This is a genomic window from Antarctobacter albus, assembly GCF_900101505.1.
Taxonomy (GTDB): domain Bacteria; phylum Pseudomonadota; class Alphaproteobacteria; order Rhodobacterales; family Rhodobacteraceae; genus Antarctobacter; species Antarctobacter albus.
In genome coordinates this window covers 157,930-173,844 of sequence record NZ_FMZI01000009.1, presented here as the reverse complement: position 1 = coordinate 173,844, position 15,915 = coordinate 157,930, and the positions used below count along the sequence as shown (strand labels likewise).

Genomic DNA, 15,915 nt, shown 5'->3' with positions numbered 1-15,915 from the left:
GACCTGGGCGGCCGTTCACCGTGCCCAAATACGCAGGCACGTGCCTGCCGTGTAACCTGCGGCAGGTGCCGGGCCGGGGTTGAGACGAGGTGACCCGGCGAAAGCCCTTACTGGGCGGTGATGGTGGTCATCACCAGGTTGCCGTCCATGCGGATCGGGCCGTCTTCCTTGGCGCCCAGCGTGTATTCGAAGATACCGGTGGTCATGCCACCGTCTTCGCCGTGAACCATGAGCATCAGCATGTCACCGGCGGCGACTTCCTCGGTCAGGATCGCGGCGACATCCATGTTCTCGCCCTTGCGCAGCGGCGCATGGCCGACAACCGGGCCCGGTTTCATGTCTTCGCCGGTACGGTGCACCACCAGCCAGCCGTTGGCGGGCGCGACAACCTTGGACGCGGAAACGGTGCCCTCTGCAACGCTCTGGTCAGCGGCTTCGACCATCGGGGCCATGCCGTGGCCGCCGGCAAAGGCAGTGCCTGCGACACAGATGAGAGCGGCGGTCATAATCTTGAAATTCATACATTTTCTCCCAGTTCTACTCTACGCCGACAAAGTTGTTTTTCGGCGTGTGGTGCCCTGAATCACGAACCCTCTCCGAAAAAGTTTCAGCACGGATGAATTTTTTCGAGAAAAGTCACGTCTCGCTCACCTTCGGGTGAGACCCTCTCGGGGTGGATTGCCAGGCAGGGGGGCACCGGGGCAGGCTTTGGGAAAAGGAGGACCCGCCATGCCCCGTCTCGTATCCATCCGTCCCGCCCTGCTCTGCCTTCTTCTCGCACTTGGCCTGGGAACAACGGCCCAGACCGCCCGCGCCGCCGAGATCATCGTGGCCGGCGGCTGCTTCTGGTGCGTCGAGGCGGATTTCGAGAAAGTCCGCGGCGTAAGCGAGGCGGTGTCAGGCTACACCGGCGGGCGCACCGCCAACCCGACCTACAAGCAGGTCAGCCGGGGCGGAACCGGCCATTACGAGGCCGTCAGGATCAGTTTCAATCCCGGCTCGGTCTCTGTCCGCCAGCTGTACGACATGTTCTTCCGCTCGGTCGATCCGACCGACGCAGGGGGCCAGTTCTGTGACCGTGGCGAAAGCTATCGCACCGCGATCTTCTACACGGATGCCGCCCAGAAATCCGCCGCCGAAGCCGCCAAGGCAGAGGCGGAAAAGGCGCTGGGCCAGCGGATCGTCACCCCGATCCTGCCCGCCAAACGCTTTTACCGGGCCGAGGATTATCATCAGGACTACTACAAGGGCAGCCAGCGCATCGTCACCCGGTTTGGCATCGTCAAGCAACGCGACGCCTACAAACGCTACCGCGACGGATGCGGCCGAGACCAGCGTGTGAAACAGCTTTGGGGCAACGCCGCACCTTTCGTGAACTGACCCGAGGATGGGCATCAATCGGCCGCTTTCCCCCGCTCACATGACGCAATGCACGGCCTGCATTAAGCTGGATGGACCGGATCGGCAGCGATCCGGTCCTTGCATGTATTGAAGAGCGAATTGGAGAGAAGGCAAAATGGCGAATTTCACCATTACAGGCTACAACACGACCGCAAGAACATTGACCGGGGCGGAACTTGGCGTCGTCACCAAGGACGGTGAGCTGATCATCACGAACGACGAGGCCATCACCCTGTCCGGAGTCGGGCTCAACTACCTGTCTGTCAACGGGTCGGTCCAGACCGTTTCCAACGCTTCCTTGACGGCCATCGAGATGTCCGGAGAAGGCAGCATCATGCTGTTTGGTCCGAATGCGACGATCATTTCGTTGAACGGAAACGCCGTGGCCGGCGACGTGTCAGAAAACTTCGAGCTGGACAATGCAGGTACGATCCTTGCGGGCAGCAGCGGCATCATCGTCACCGAGTCAGATGGAAGCATAGCCAGTCGGATCTCGAACAGCGGGCGCATTCATGCCGACGGCAGCGGAATCATCCTGGCATCCGGCAACACGACGGTACGTGTCGTGAACACCGGCGAAATCATCGGGACAACGGGAACCGGTATCATCGTCAACGCCAACGTGGGCCAGACAGGCGGCTCTGTCATAAACAATGCCGGCTATATCTATGGGTCATCAAGGGCCTTCCTGGGTGGCGAAGGCGCTGATTGGATTTTCAACAGCGGCACCTTCGATGGCGACATCCTGCTGTTCAGCGGAAATGACCGTTACGAAGGCGGCGCCGGAGTCGCGACCGGGGTGATCGAAGGTGACAGCGGAGAGGATACCATCGCCGGCGGGGACGCTCCGGACACGATGGAGGGCGGCACGGAAGACGACCTGCTGGTCGGGCGCGGCGGGGATGACAACCTGTCCGGCGACAACGGCAACGACACGCTCTTGGGCGGCGACGGCAACGATCTGCTGGATGGCGGTTCAGATGACGACGTGATCACCGGCAACGCGGGCGACGACACGATGGCAGGCGGCATCGGCGATGACATCCTGGTGGGACAGGACGGCTCTGACCGGCTCGAAGGCGGCAGCCAGAACGACACGATGGACGGCGGCGCCGGGAATGACACGCTGGAAGGGGATGATGGCAACGACATCCTGCGAGGCCGCTCCGGCGAGGATGAACTGGCCGGGGGTCCGGGGCGCGATTTTCTGACGGGAGGCACCGGGGCGGACCAATTCGTGTTCCGCGCGGCGGCCAATACGGTGCCCGGTGCCAACCGCGACCAGATTCTGGACTTTGAGCCGGGCATCGATCTGATCGTCGTCGCCGGCCTGTCCCCCGGCGTTTTCGAGTTCCGTGGCACGGCCGGGTTTGCGCCCTCGGGCAATCCCGAACTGCGTCTGCTGGAAACCGCCACCGGCTCGACCATCGTGCAGCTCGACAACGATGGCGACGGCATCGCCGATGCCGAGATCCGCGTGGCGAATGTCACCGGGCTGACGGCGGATGATTTCGTGCTGTGACATTGGGCACACGAGCCAGGGGGCGCTGTACGCCCCCTTGGTATCATTGAAGATTTCGGGCCATGCGCTAGACAGTCTGGTTGTAGACACAAGCATTGACGCGACAGGACAGGATTTCATGGCCCAGATTTTCCAGACGACCGATACCAGCGCGACCGTGACCGCCACCAATGGCGACACACTGACAATTCTCGAAGGTGTACAGGTCACACCCAGCGCCGTCGCGGTGCAAATGGCCGATGGTTCGTCGACCCAGACGCGGCTTTTCAACAACGGCGATCTTTTCGGGACGGTCCAGATCAACACGGCTTACGCCGAGATCGTCAACAACGGCACCATCCAGGCCGGTATCGACAGCGCCTTTGTCCTGGATACGCCCTCGTCAGAGCCGGGGGCGCGGCTGCACATCTACAACTACGGCAGCGTGATCGCCGCCGATGACGTGATCGACCCCTCCGGCGCGCGATCCTCGGTGGACCTGCAGGTGGTGAATCACGGATTGATGAGCGCAACGCGACTGGGCGATCTGCTGCCCGGCGGCGGCAACCTGTCGAACGCGATCATCGTGAACTACGGAGAGATGCGCGGTTCTATACTGGACCTGTCGTCCGATTCCGGCGGTCGCCTGACCAACCTGGGCACACTCGCGGTGGACCGCATCATCTTTGCCACCACCAGCAGCGCCTTCCTTCCGGGGGTCTTCGTCAACCACGGAACGATCATCGGCAAGAACGGCATGTCGGCCCAGATCGAGTTCAGCAATGAAAACGACCGCATGATCAACACCGGGACGATCACCGGCACCGTCAACCTTGGCGACGGTTTCGATCTTTATGACGGCATGGGCACAGGTCAGGTTGTCCAGGCGAACTTTTCCGGAACGGTCAGCGGCGGCAACGGGAACGACACGCTCAAGGGCGGCAACTTTCCCGATTTCCTGTCGGGCGGCAACGACGACGACCTGCTGATCGGGCGCGGCGGCAACGACACGTTGAGCGCGGGATCGGGCGACGACATCGCCTTTGGCGGCGACGGAGACGACGACCTCCGTGGACAGAGCGACAATGACACCCTCAACGGCAACGCGGGCGACGACCTGATCTCGGGGGATGATGGCAACGACGTTCTGGTCGGTCAGGCGGGCAGCGACAGCCTGTATGGCGGCATCGGGGACGACACGCTGGACGGGGGCAGCGACGACGACGTCCTGGAAGGCGGCGATGACAACGACATCCTGCGCGGCCAGGCGGGCAATGACACCCTGCGGGGCCAGAACGGCAACGACCTGCTGAACGGTCGCGATGGTGCCGACGAACTGGACGGCGGCGAGGGCAACGACACGCTGGACGGCGGGTCGGGCAACGATGTGCTGGAAGGCAGCGATGGCACCGACGTCCTGCGCGGCCGCGATGGCGAGGATGAGCTGGCCGGCGGGCTTGGCCTCGACTTCCTGACCGGGGGACAGGATGCGGATGTCTTCCTGTTCCGCACCACCGCCCAGGCCGGTCTGGGTGCCCAGCGTGACCAGATCCTGGATTTCGAACAGGGGATCGACATCATCAACGTGGTCTCGATGATCCCCGGTGTCTTCACCTTTGTCGGCACCGGGCCGTTTACTGGCGCCAACCAGATCCGGGTGATCGAGACGGCCGCCGGATCCAGCATCGTGCAGTTCAACACCGACGCCGACCTGGCCGCCGAGGCCGAGATCCGTGTCGCCGGTGTGACCGGGCTGACAGAAGATGACTTTGCGCTTTAACCGCCGAAGTCCTGAACGTCGCGGAGGTCGGGGATCACGTCCGCCGTGCCTTCGCGCGTGACCATGATCGCCCCGGCGATCATCGCCTGACCGATGGCCTGTTCCATCGGCAGGCCCCGGTCCAGCCCGGCAAGGACATAGCCGGTAAAGGTGTCCCCTGCCCCGGTCGTGTCCACCGGCGTGACCGGCACCGCCGGGAATTCGCGCGTTTCCCCGGTGTCGGTGTTGTGCCAGCACGCGCCGTCCCCGCCCAATGTCACGATGACGTCGCGCACCGGCAACGCCTCGGGCGCCAGGCCGGTCGCCTCTTGCAACTGCCGCGCCTCGACCGCGTTCAGGAACAGAAGGTCCAGAAGCGGCAGAACCGCCTGCACCGCCTTGGCGTCAAAGGGCGCGGCCGCATAGGCCACCCGCATCCCCTTGGCAGAGGCCAGCTCCGCCGCCGCGCGCTGGGCGTTGGTCTCGTTCTGGGTCAGGAAGATGTCAGAGGCCCCTGCCCCGTCCAGTGCCTCTGCCAGGTGATCGGTCGAAATGGCATGGTTGGCGCCGGGATACAGGATGATCGTGTTCTCTCCGGCGTCATCGACGGCGATCAGGGCGTTTCCCGTGTCCTCGGATACAGTCGAAATAAACTGTGTATACACCCCATATTCCATCAGCCGGTCAACTGCCCAGGCGCCATCCGCCCCCACCGCGCCGATGTGTACGCAGCGCGCCGCCGCGCGGGCGGCGGCCACCGACATGTTGGCGCCCTTGCCGCCCAGCCCCCGGGTAAAGGACCGCGCGGCCAGGGTTTCGCCCGGAGCGGGCAGGTGCGGGACGTGATAGAACAGGTCCGCGTTGATAGAGCCGAGATTGAAGATCGTCATCAGGCACCTCCCATGCCGGTCTCTTGCCGGGCGACCGCCCCCTGCCCTGTCTAGCTGATCTTGGCGGCGGCGAGCACCGCCATGTTCAGGATGTCATTCGCGGTCATCGAGGTCGAACAGATCTGGATCGACTTGTCGACACCGGCCAGGATCGGCCCGATCACCGTCGCCCCCGCCATCTCCTGCATCAGCTTGACCGAGATCGAGGCCGAGTGCCGCGCCGGCACCACCAGGATGTTGGCCGGGCCGGTCAGGCGCTGGAACGGGTAATGCTCCTGCGCCTTGACGTTCAGCGCCACGTCCACGGTCATCTCGCCTTCGTATTCGAAACTGACCCCGCGCCGGTCCAGCACGCGCGGCGCCAGGTGCATCTTTTCGGCCCGTTCCGACACCGGGTAACCGAAGGTCGAAAAGCTGACAAAGGCCACACGCGGTTCCAGCCCCAGGTGCCGCGCCACGCCCGCCGCGCGTTCGGCGATGGTGGCCAGGTCTTCCTCGTTGGGCCATTCATGCACCAGGGTATCGGCAATCATCACGATCCGCCCCTTGTGCAAGAGAGCGGTGACACCCGCTGCCCCATGCGCCGCATCGGCGTCGAACACATGGTTGATCAGCTGCATCACATGCGCCGATTTCCGCGTTGCCCCGGTGACCAGCCCATCGCCATGCCCGTGCGCCAGCATCAACGAGGCAAAGACATGCCGGTCGCGCGCCGCAAGCCGGTGGATGTCCTGCCGGTCCATGCCGCGCCGCTGCAGGCGCTCGTAAAGAAAGGTCTTGTAGGTCTCCAGGTGGCGCGTGTTGGCGGCGTTCACCACCTCCAGCTCGCGCACCGCGTCGTGCAGGCCCGCCTCTTCGAGTTTCTGTTTCACGTCCGCGTCGCGCCCGACAACCAGCGCCTTGCCCAGGCCGGACCGCTGGTACATCACCGCCGCGCGCAGCACGCGCGGATCGTCGCCCTCGGCAAAGATCATCCGCGCCTGCGCCGACCGCGCCCGCGCGTTGATCGACCGCAGGATCGAGGCGGTCGGGTCCATGCGCGTCTGCAGCATGTGCTCATAGGCTTCCATGTCGACGATGGGCCGCCGCGCCGCGCCCGTGTCCATGCCCGCCTTGGCCACGGCAGGCGGAATCCGGTGGATCAGGCGGGGGTCGAAGGGCGTGGGAATGATGTAGTCGCGGCCAAAGGTCAGCGTCTTGCCATAGGCCAGCGCCACCTCGTCGGGCACGTCCTCGCGCGCCAGTTCGGCCAGGGCCTGCGCGCAGGCGATCTTCATCTCGTCGTTGATGGCGCGGGCGTGGATGTCCAGCGCGCCCCGGAAGAGATAGGGAAAGCCCAGCACGTTGTTGACCTGGTTGGGGTAGTCGCTGCGCCCGGTGGCAACGATGGCATCCACCCGCACCTCATGCGCGTCCTCCGGCGTGATTTCGGGGTCGGGGTTCGCCATGGCAAAGATCACCGGGTTGTCGGCCATGCTGGCGACCATGTCCTGAGTGACCGCCCCCTTGGCCGACACGCCCAGGAAGACATCGGCGCCTTTCATGGCATCCTCCAGCGAGCGCGCCTCGGTCACGACAGCATGCGCGGATTTCCACTGGTTCATGCCCTCGGTGCGGCCCTGGTAGATCACGCCCTTGGTGTCGCACATGATGCAGTTTTCGTGCCGCGCGCCCATCGACTTGATCAACTCGAGGCAGGCAATCCCCGCCGCCCCGGCACCGTTCAGGACAATTCGGCAATCCTCGATCTTTTTCCCCGACAGGTGCAGAGCATTGATCAGACCCGCCGCGCAGATCACCGCCGTGCCGTGCTGGTCGTCGTGAAAGACGGGAATGTCCATCTCTTCCTTGAGCCGCTGCTCGATGATGAAACATTCCGGCGCCTTGATGTCCTCAAGGTTGATGCCGCCGAACGTCGGCCCCATCAGCTTGACCGCCTTGCAGAATTCGTCCGGATCCTCGGTGTCCAGCTCGATGTCGATGCTGTTCACGTCGGCAAAGCGCTTGAACAGCACCGATTTGCCTTCCATCACCGGCTTCGACCCCAGGGCGCCAAGGTTTCCCAGACCCAGGACCGCCGTCCCGTTCGAGATCACGGCGACGAGGTTGCCCTTGTTGGTATAGTCGTAGGCCAGTTCCGGGTTCGCGGCGATATCCTCGCAAGGCACGGCCACACCGGGCGAATAGGCCAGGCTGAGATCACGCTGCGTGGTCATCGGGACGGTGGCCTGCACCTCCCATTTGCCGGGCGTCGGTTCGAGGTGAAAGGCAAGGGCCTCTTCGCGGGTGAATCTGGCTTTGGACATGTCCCCTCCATCCGGCAGAATTTGCGGTTTTCCCCGCTCTTTACCCGTCTTAATGTCACGCGAAATCGCCGGGGGGAAGCTACGTGAGCGCTAACAACGCGGGAAAGAGTACACCACGGGATACCGCTGTCACGCCGATGATGGCGCAGTACCTCGAGATCAAGGCAAACCATCCCGATGCGCTGCTGTTCTACCGCATGGGGGATTTCTACGAACTGTTCTTCGACGACGCGGTGGCGGCCAGCGCGGCGCTGGACATCGCGCTGACCAAACGCGGCAAACACGCCGGGGACGACATCCCGATGTGCGGCGTTCCGGTGCATGCCGCCGAAGGCTATCTGCTGACCCTGATCCGCAAGGGATTCCGCGTCGCCGTGGGCGAACAGATGGAAACCCCCGAAGAGGCCAAGAAACGCGGCTCGAAATCCGTGGTCAAACGCGACGTGGTGCGGCTGGTCACGCCGGGCACGTTGATCGAAGATTCGCTGCTGGAGGCACGGCGGCACAATTTCCTGGCCGCTCTTGGCCACGTGCGCGGGGAATGGGCGCTGGCCTGGGCGGATATCTCGACCGGCGCGTTTCACGTGATGCCCCTGGGCCGGGCGCGCATCGGCGCCGAACTGGCCCGGCTGGCCCCCTCGGAACTGCTGTGTTCCGACGCGACAGGGGACACCCTGCGCGAGGTGCTGGGCGACCTCGGGATCGACCCCACGGTGCTGGGCGCCGCAAGCTTCGAATCCGGCGCCGCCGAAGGGCGGCTGTGCAAGCTGTTCAAGGTGCAGACGCTGACCGGCTTCGGCAGCTTCGACCGGGCCGAACTGTCCGCGATGGGCGCGCTTGTCGATTACCTGGACATCACCCAGAAAGGCCGCCTGCCGCTGCTGCGACCGCCCCGGCAGGAGCAGGTCAGCCGCATCCTGCAGATCGACGCGGCCACCCGGCGCAACCTGGAACTGACCGAAAGCCTGCAGGGCGGGCGCAAGGGCTCTCTCCTGTCGGTGATCGACATGACCGTGACCTCCGCCGGTGCGCGCCTTCTGGAACGGCGCGTCGCCTCGCCCTCACGCGATCTGGCAGTCATCCACGAGCGGCTGGAGGCGGTGCGCTGGGGCGTCGAGGGACCGATGGCCGACATGCTGCGCGGCGCCTTGAAAGAGGTGCCTGACGTCGACCGGGCGCTGTCGCGGCTGGGGCTGGACCGGGGCGGCCCGCGTGACCTGGCAGCGGTGCGCACCGCGCTGGCGCAAGCCGGGCAGATCGCGGACCGGCTGTCGGGTGTCGACTTGCCGGACCTGGTGGCCCGGTCCAGCGCTGCGCTGACCGGGCAGGAGGCGCTTCTGGACAGGCTGGACGAGGCGCTGGTGGCAGAACCGGGCCTGCGCGTCAGCGACGGCGGCTTTGTCGCGCCGGGGTTCGACGCCGCGCTGGACGAGGCGCGCACGCTGCGCGACGAGGGCAGGGGCGTCATTGCCCGGATGCAGGGGGAATACGCGCAGGAAACCGGCGTCACCTCGCTCAAGATCAAGCACAACAACGTGCTGGGGTATTTCATCGAGACGACGGCGGTACATGCGGACAAGATGTTCGCCCTGTCAGAGCGTTTCATCCACCGCCAGACCACGGCGAACCAGGTCCGGTTCACCACCGTCGAACTGTCGGAACTCGAACGCCGCATCCTGAACGCCGGCAACGAGGCGCTGGAGATCGAGCGCCGCATCTACGAGGACCTGCGGGCCGAGATCATGGACCAGGCGCCCGCGCTGTCCGACCTGGCGCTGGCCCTGGCCGAGATCGACCTGGCGCTGGCCCTGGCGGAGCTGGCCCGGCAGCGGGACTGGTGCCTGCCAAGGGTCGATGACAGCCGCGCCTTTGCCATCGAAGGCGGACGGCACCCGGTGGTCGAGGCAGCGCTGGCCGTGGCCGGCGAACCCTTCATCGCCAATGACTGCAATCTCAGCGCGGACGGGCAGGGGGCGGCCGTCACCCTGCTGACCGGGCCGAACATGGCCGGTAAATCGACCTACCTGCGGCAGAACGCATTGATCGCCCTCCTGGCCCAGATCGGCTCTTACGTCCCGGCGCAATCGGCGCACGTCGGGCTGGTCAGCCAGATCTTCAGCCGCGTTGGCGCCAGCGACGACCTGGCGCGCGGACGATCAACCTTCATGGTCGAAATGGTCGAAACGGCCACGATCCTGAATCAGGCCGATGACTGCGCGCTGGTGATCCTCGACGAGATCGGTCGTGGCACCGCCACCTACGACGGCTTGTCGATCGCCTGGGCGACGCTGGAACACCTGCAGGCGGTCAACCGCGTCCGTGGCCTGTTTGCCACGCATTATCATGAACTTACCGCACTGGCGGGAAAGCTGGACGGGGTCCGGAACGCCACCGTGGCGGTCAAGGAATGGGACGGCGAGGTGATCTTCCTGCACGAGGTCCATGAAGGCGCTGCCGACCGCTCTTACGGCGTGCAGGTCGCTCAACTGGCCGGCCTGCCTGCCGCGGTCATCACCCGCGCCCGCGACGTTCTCGAGGCGCTGGAAAAGGGCGAACGGGAACGCGCCTCGCCCAAGGCGCTGATCGACGACCTGCCGCTCTTCTCTGCCGCCGCCCGCGCATCGGAACCGCCGGTGTCACGGCAAACGTCAAAGATCGAGGAACAGCTGCGCGACATGACGCTGGACGACCTGAGCCCACGCCAGGCCCTGGATGCGCTTTATGATCTCAAGGCACTGCTGGACAAAGGCTGACACCCTGTCCGGCGGCTGCGCTTCTTCTTGGTCGAAATAGCCCCGGGGGGTCTGGGGGGCTGGCCCCCCAGCGCGTGCCACCGGCGCCACGCGGTCTTGATGCGCAGGGCGGGAAAACCCGCCATTCACCGGTTCAGGACGCGGGCATCGAGCTGACGCCGACCTGTGCGGGCCGCAACAGCCGGTCGTACAGCATGAACCCCTCGGCAGAGACCTGGATAATCTCGCCCGCCTTGGTGCCCGGCACCGGGGCCTCGAACATGGCCTCGTGCTGTTGCGGGTCGAAGCGCTCGCCGACCTCGGGGGTGATCCGGGTCACGCCATGACGCTCGAACACCTTCAGCAGCTCTTTCAGCGTCAGTTCGACGCCTTCTACCAGCGCGGTCGAGGCGCCTTCGGATTCCTGCGCCGCGGTCAGCGCCCGGTTGAGGTTGTCATAGACCGGCAGCAGGTCGCGCGCGATGCGAGTGCCGCCATAGGCCTGCGCCTCGCGACGGTCCTTGTCGGCGCGCTTGCGGGCGTTTTCGGCATCCGCCAGCGCCCGCATGAACTTGTCCTTGTAGTCGTCCCGCTCGGCGCGCAGTGCGTCAATTTCCATCGCGATATCGTCGATTTCCTCGTTCAACCCGGCCTGCTCCTCGGCTTCGGCCGCGTCGATATCGTCGAGAAAATCATCCTTTTTCGGGTCTGCCATGCCTTCCACCTCTAACTCCGGTCGGCGATCATCCGCCCGACCAGCTGCGCCGTGTAATCCACGATCGGAACGATCCGGCCATAGTTCAGCCGGGTCGGGCCGATCACGCCCACCGCGCCAATGATCTTTCGGTCCGCGTTCATATATGGAGAGACCACCAGAGAGGAACCCGAAAGTGAGAAAAGTTTGTTCTCGGAGCCGATAAAAATGCGCACCCCTTCGCCTTCGTCGGTCAGTTCGAGGAACTCGGCGATGTCGCGCTTGCGTTCGAGGTCGTCGAACAGGCTGCGGATGCGTTCCAGTTCCTCCTGGGCCGAATCCTCTTCGAGCAGATTCGCCCGTCCGCGCACGATCAGCCGTTCGCTGCTGTCGCCGCTGCCATCCCAGACGGCGATGCCCGCATCGATCAGCGCGGCGGCCAGGCCGTCGATCTCCTGACGGCGCTTGGAAATCTCGGCCTGCATCGCCTTGCGCAACTCGGTCAGGGTGCGGCCCTCGGCCAGGGCGTTGGTGAAATTCGCCGCCTCGCGCATCGCGCTGGGGGTCAGACCCGGCGGCGGGGTGAAAACCCGGTTCTCGACGTGACCATCGGCAAAGACGATCACCACCAGCGCACGGTCCTGCGCCAGGCTGACGAACTCGATATGTTTCAGCGGCGCCTCGTGCTTGGGTGTCAGTACCAGCGAGGCCCCATGCGTCACCCCCGACAGGGCCGATCCCACCGCATCCAGCAGCCCCGAGACATCGCCAGCGTTGCGCCCCAGAGTCGCATCCAGCTTCTCGCGGTCCTGATCGTCGAGGTCGCGCACCTCCAGCAAGCCGTCGACGAACATCCGCAATCCCTGCTGCGTCGGGATTCGTCCGGCAGACACATGTGGGCTGTCCAGCAGGCCCAGGTATTCCAGGTCCTGCATCACGTTGCGGATCGTCGCCGCCGAGACCTTTTCCGACAGGGTACGGGTCAGCGTGCGGGACCCGACGGGTTCGCCGCTGGCCAGGTATCCCTCGACCACGCGCCGGAATACCTCGCGCGAGCGGTCGTTCATCTGGGACAGGAGTTCGCGTGCCTCATTCATCTTCTTGCCCTCTGCGGCGCCATTAAAGAGCCTCTGGCCGGAACGTCAATCGGGGTTGCATCCGTGGGCTGCCGCTGTCTATCCCCTGCGTGACCATCAGGAAGGGATGACAATGCGACCGTCGGGACGAGATTTAAGCGAAATGCGCGCCGTTTCAATCGAAACGGGTGTAACCAAACATGCCGAAGGATCGTGCCTGATCCGCATGGGCGACACCCATGTGCTCTGCACCGCCTCGCTGGAGGAGCGTGTGCCTCCCTTTATCAAGGGCTCGGGGCAGGGCTGGGTGACAGCGGAATACGGCATGCTGCCGCGCTCGACCTCGAGCCGGATGCGGCGCGAGGCACAGGCCGGCAAACAGGGCGGCCGCACCGTGGAAATCCAGCGGCTGATCGGACGCGCGCTGCGTGCGGGTGTTGACCGCAACGCCCTGGGCGAACGCCAGATCACCGTGGACTGCGACGTGATCCAGGCCGATGGTGGCACGCGCTGTGCCTCGATCACCGGCGGTTGGGTGGCCCTGCGGCTGGCAGTCAACAAGCTGATGAAGGCCGGGGACGTGATCACCGATCCGCTGGTGTCCGAAGTGGCCGCCATCAGCTGCGGGATCTACGCCGGGCAGCCGGTGCTGGACCTGGATTACCCCGAAGACAGCGAGGCCGGCACCGACGGCAATTTCATCCTGCGCGGTGACGGGCGCCTGATCGAGGTGCAGATGAGCGCCGAGGGATCGACCTTTTCCCGCGACGAGATGGGCCGCCTGATGGACCTGGCGGAAAAGGGCGTCTCGGAACTGGTGGCAGCCCAGCGGGCCGCCGTGGCATGACCCGACGGTTCGAGGGCGACAAGCTGCTGGTGGCCACGCACAACCAGGGCAAGCTGGACGAGATCGCGCATCTGCTGGACCCCTATGGCGTGACCTGCGTGGGGGCCGCCGAGATGGGCCTGCCGGAGCCCGATGAGACCGGGACGACATTTGTCGAGAACGCACGGATCAAGGCCCACGCCGCAGCCAAGGCCACCGGCCTGCCGGCCCTGGCCGATGACAGCGGTATCGAGATCGACGCCCTGGACAAGGCGCCCGGTGTCTATACCGCCGATTGGGCCGAAACCCCGCATGGCGGCCGCGATTTCATCATGGCGATGGGAAAAACCCATGACCGGCTGCAGGAGAGCGGTATACCGCAACCCTGGACCGCGCGGTTCTGCTGTACGCTGGTGCTGGCCTGGCCGGATGGCGAAGACCTGGTCTTTCCCGGCGTGATGGAGGGCAGGGTGGTCTGGCCCATGCGCGGATCGCAGGGGCATGGCTATGACCCGATCTTTCAGCCGCAAGGCTATGACGTGACCTTTGGCGAGATGGACCGCTGGGAAAAGAACAAGATTTCCCACCGGGCGGATGCTTTCCGCAAATTCGTGGCGGGATGTTTTGACGCGTAAAGCCCCGGAAAACTGGCAGATCGGCGGGTTCGGGCTTTATGTCCACTGGCCGTTCTGCGAGGCGAAATGCCCCTATTGTGACTTCAACAGCCATGTCGTGAAGGGCATCGACCAGGCCCGTTGGGCCAGGGCATTGGCGGAGGAGATCCGCCGGGCGGGAGCCGAGACCCAGGGTCGGGTGCTCAGTTCGATCTTTTTCGGTGGCGGAACGCCTTCGCTGATGGCGCCGGAAACGGTGGCCGCCGTGATTGAGGCGGCGCGCGACTGGTGGACCTTTGCCAATGACATCGAGATCACGCTGGAGGCCAATCCGCGGTCCGTCGAGGCGGGGCGCTTTGAAGGCTACGCCCGCGCCGGGGTGAACCGCGTGTCGCTGGGCGTGCAGTCCCTGCGGGCCGAGGATTTGAAGCGGTTGGGACGTTTGCACGACGTCGACGAAGCGCGCGCGGCCTTTGGCGTCGCGCGGTCGGTCTTTGACCGGGTCAGTTTCGACCTGATCTATGCCCGCCAGAACCAGACGCTTGAGGACTGGCGCGCGGAACTGTCAGAGGCGCTGGAAATGGCCGTCGATCATATGTCGCTGTACCAGTTGACGGTCGAGGAAGGCACCGCCTTCTGGGACCGGGCGCGGGCCGGGGGCCTGCGTGGACTGCCGGAAGAGGACCTGGCGGCGGACATGTTCGAACTGACCCAGGAGCTGTGCCAGGCCGCCGGATACGAGGCCTACGAGGTGTCCAACCATGCCCGGCCCGGGGCGCAGTCGCGGCACAACCTGGTGTATTGGCACTACGGCGACTGGGTGGGTGTCGGGCCCGGCGCACATGGGCGAATCGGCAGCGGTGCCACGCGGCAATCCACTGTGGCCTGGTCCGCGCCGGGCAAATGGCTGGAGCAGGCCGAGGCCGGGAGCGGGCTGGAAAGCCGGGATCTCCTGTCCCTGGAAGATCAGGCTGGAGAATACCTCATGATGGGGTTGCGCCTGACTGAAGGACTAGATGTTGAGAGATTGCGGGCCCTGGACTATGGGATCGCGCCTGATGCCGCGATCCGAGACCTGCAGGGACTGGGTCTTGTCGAGCAGAACGGCCCGATGCTGCGGGCAACGGGGCAGGGGCGGCTTGTGCTCAACTCGGTGATTGCCGCCCTCCTGCCCTGACGCCTAGCGCGAGGTGCTGAGCAAGCCGCAGAGCGCGTCCAGCTGTTCCAGTGTATCGTAGGAGATCGTCAGGCGCCCCGCGTCATCGCCGGGCTTGTGGTCGATCCGCACCTTCATGCCAAGCGCAGCGCTAAGATCCCCCTCGAGGGCGCGCGTGTCGGCATCCTTGTCCACCTGGAACGCCCCCTCGGGCGCCTTCTTGCGCGGCTTGGCCTCCGGGTTCATCTGCTTGGCCAGCTTCTCGGTCTCGCGCACCGACAGGCCCTTGGCCAAGACCGTCTTTGCCAATGCGTCGGGATCGGTCGCCGTGATCAGCGCCCGGGCGTGACCTGCGCTCAGCTGGCCCTCGGAAACCATCTCCTGCACGCCTTCGGGCAGGTTCAAAAGGCGCATCAGGTTGGCGATGTGGCTGCGGCTCTTGCCCAGGGCCTCGGCCAGTTTTTCCTGAGTGTGACCGAACTTGAACATCAGCTGACGATAGCCCGCGGCCTCTTCGATGGCGTTCAGGTCTGCCCGCTGGATGTTCTCGATGATGGCAACTTCGAGCACTTCGGTATCGTCGAAATCCCGCACGAGAACCGGGATTTCATGCCGCTGCGCCATTTGCGAAGCGCGCCAGCGACGTTCACCCGCGACGATTTCGAACTTGCCGTCTTCATGCGGAGAGGGACGCACGATCAGCGGTTGCAACACGCCCTTGGTCCGGATCGAGGCGGCGAGTTCATCCAGCTGGGCCTGGGTAAAGCTGCGCCGGGGCTGGTCCGGGTTGGGGATCAGCGATTCGATCGGCACCATGCGGTCTGCCCGGCGGGGGCTTTCCGCCTGAGTGGTTTCCTGCGCCGGACCCACGTCTGCCATGAGTGCCGAAAGGCCGCGGCCCAGGCCGCGGCGGGTGTCTTTCTTGGGTTTCTCTGCCATGCCCGTCCTCTTTGACCGCCG

At 65.0% G+C, this 15,915-nt stretch carries 13 protein-coding genes; 7 read left to right on the top strand and 6 right to left on the bottom strand.

The window, feature by feature from the left end:
* Nucleotides 1-107 precede the first annotated feature (107 nt).
* Nucleotides 108-521 (bottom strand): DUF7282 domain-containing protein, encoded by a 414-nt coding sequence (locus BLQ71_RS16870; RefSeq protein ID WP_043142810.1) that lies wholly within the window; start codon nt 519-521, stop codon nt 108-110.
* A gap of 208 nt (nt 522-729) precedes the next feature.
* Here BLQ71_RS16870 and msrA point away from each other — a divergent pair, with 208 nt between their 5' ends.
* The 3 genes from msrA (at nt 730) to BLQ71_RS16855 (ending at nt 4,682) form a co-directional block, all read left to right on the top strand.
* The gene (gene msrA, locus BLQ71_RS16865) at nt 730-1,380 is read left to right on the top strand and encodes a peptide-methionine (S)-S-oxide reductase MsrA (RefSeq protein ID WP_069211160.1); all 651 of its coding nucleotides are present in this window, start codon (nt 730-732) and stop codon (nt 1,378-1,380) included.
* A gap of 136 nt (nt 1,381-1,516) precedes the next feature.
* Complete coding sequence (locus tag BLQ71_RS16860; protein WP_074622535.1) at nt 1,517-2,923, top strand: calcium-binding protein; 1,407 nt, start codon at nt 1,517-1,519, stop codon at nt 2,921-2,923.
* A gap of 118 nt (nt 2,924-3,041) precedes the next feature.
* Nucleotides 3,042-4,682 (top strand): calcium-binding protein, encoded by a 1,641-nt coding sequence (locus BLQ71_RS16855; protein WP_074622534.1) that lies wholly within the window; start codon nt 3,042-3,044, stop codon nt 4,680-4,682.
* Here BLQ71_RS16855 and BLQ71_RS16850 read toward each other — a convergent pair.
* Nucleotides 4,679-5,551, bottom strand: a complete 873-nt coding sequence (locus BLQ71_RS16850; protein WP_074622533.1) for a ribokinase — start codon at nt 5,549-5,551, stop codon at nt 4,679-4,681. The two genes, BLQ71_RS16855 and BLQ71_RS16850, sit on opposite strands and share 4 nt — an antisense overlap.
* A gap of 50 nt (nt 5,552-5,601) precedes the next feature.
* On the bottom strand, nt 5,602-7,857 hold the full coding sequence (locus tag BLQ71_RS16845) for an NADP-dependent malic enzyme (protein ID WP_043142818.1): 2,256 nt from the start codon (nt 7,855-7,857) through the stop codon (nt 5,602-5,604).
* 137 nt (nt 7,858-7,994) lie between these two features.
* On the opposite strand from BLQ71_RS16845, the gene mutS reads away from it, so the two are divergent.
* A complete protein-coding gene (gene mutS, locus BLQ71_RS16840; protein ID WP_074622532.1) occupies nt 7,995-10,610 on the top strand; it encodes a DNA mismatch repair protein MutS in 2,616 nt (871 codons plus the stop codon).
* A gap of 133 nt (nt 10,611-10,743) precedes the next feature.
* Here mutS and BLQ71_RS16835 read toward each other — a convergent pair whose 3' ends face one another.
* A complete protein-coding gene (locus BLQ71_RS16835) occupies nt 10,744-11,304 on the bottom strand; it encodes a nucleotide exchange factor GrpE (protein ID WP_043143115.1) in 561 nt (186 codons plus the stop codon).
* Nucleotides 11,305-11,315: 11 nt separating this feature from the next.
* Nucleotides 11,316-12,380, bottom strand: coding sequence for a heat-inducible transcriptional repressor HrcA (gene hrcA, locus BLQ71_RS16830; RefSeq protein WP_043142824.1), 1,065 nt, complete (start codon nt 12,378-12,380; stop codon nt 11,316-11,318).
* Nucleotides 12,381-12,492: 112 nt separating this feature from the next.
* On the opposite strand from hrcA, the gene rph reads away from it, so the two are divergent.
* From rph to hemW, 3 genes are read left to right on the top strand one after another with little or no spacing between them, the layout of a single operon-like run.
* Nucleotides 12,493-13,206: a ribonuclease PH gene (gene rph / locus BLQ71_RS16825; RefSeq protein ID WP_043143117.1), complete on the top strand. Its 714-nt coding sequence runs from the start codon at nt 12,493-12,495 to the stop codon at nt 13,204-13,206.
* Nucleotides 13,203-13,820, top strand: a complete 618-nt coding sequence (rdgB, locus tag BLQ71_RS16820; RefSeq protein ID WP_074622531.1) for an RdgB/HAM1 family non-canonical purine NTP pyrophosphatase — start codon at nt 13,203-13,205, stop codon at nt 13,818-13,820. The genes rph and rdgB overlap by 4 nt, the downstream gene beginning before the upstream one ends.
* The gene (gene hemW, locus BLQ71_RS16815; RefSeq protein WP_229754881.1) at nt 13,810-14,976 is read left to right on the top strand and encodes a radical SAM family heme chaperone HemW; all 1,167 of its coding nucleotides are present in this window, start codon (nt 13,810-13,812) and stop codon (nt 14,974-14,976) included. Before rdgB ends, hemW begins: the two co-directional genes overlap by 11 nt.
* Before the next feature lie 3 nt (nt 14,977-14,979).
* Here hemW and BLQ71_RS16810 read toward each other — a convergent pair whose 3' ends face one another.
* Nucleotides 14,980-15,894, bottom strand: coding sequence for a ParB/RepB/Spo0J family partition protein (locus BLQ71_RS16810; RefSeq protein ID WP_069211167.1), 915 nt, complete (start codon nt 15,892-15,894; stop codon nt 14,980-14,982).
* Nucleotides 15,895-15,915: the final 21 nt, after the last annotated feature.

Excerpts from the sequence above, each read along its gene's own strand:
- BLQ71_RS16835 (WP_043143115.1), bottom strand. The coding sequence starts at position 11,304 with ATGGCAGACCCGAAAAAGGATGATTTTCTCGACGATATCGACGCGGCC.
- msrA (WP_069211160.1), top strand. The coding sequence starts at position 730 with ATGCCCCGTCTCGTATCCATCCGTCCCGCCCTGCTCTGCCTTCTTCTC.
- rdgB (WP_074622531.1), top strand. The coding sequence starts at position 13,203 with ATGACCCGACGGTTCGAGGGCGACAAGCTGCTGGTGGCCACGCACAAC.
- BLQ71_RS16845 (WP_043142818.1), bottom strand. The coding sequence starts at position 7,857 with ATGTCCAAAGCCAGATTCACCCGCGAAGAGGCCCTTGCCTTTCACCTC.
- BLQ71_RS16855 (WP_074622534.1), top strand. The coding sequence starts at position 3,042 with ATGGCCCAGATTTTCCAGACGACCGATACCAGCGCGACCGTGACCGCC.
- BLQ71_RS16860 (WP_074622535.1), top strand. The coding sequence starts at position 1,517 with ATGGCGAATTTCACCATTACAGGCTACAACACGACCGCAAGAACATTG.
- hrcA (WP_043142824.1), bottom strand. The coding sequence starts at position 12,380 with ATGAATGAGGCACGCGAACTCCTGTCCCAGATGAACGACCGCTCGCGC.
- BLQ71_RS16850 (WP_074622533.1), bottom strand. The coding sequence starts at position 5,551 with ATGACGATCTTCAATCTCGGCTCTATCAACGCGGACCTGTTCTATCAC.
- BLQ71_RS16810 (WP_069211167.1), bottom strand. The coding sequence starts at position 15,894 with ATGGCAGAGAAACCCAAGAAAGACACCCGCCGCGGCCTGGGCCGCGGC.
- BLQ71_RS16870 (WP_043142810.1), bottom strand. The coding sequence starts at position 521 with ATGAATTTCAAGATTATGACCGCCGCTCTCATCTGTGTCGCAGGCACT.
- mutS (WP_074622532.1), top strand. The coding sequence starts at position 7,995 with ATGATGGCGCAGTACCTCGAGATCAAGGCAAACCATCCCGATGCGCTG.
- rph (WP_043143117.1), top strand. The coding sequence starts at position 12,493 with ATGCGACCGTCGGGACGAGATTTAAGCGAAATGCGCGCCGTTTCAATC.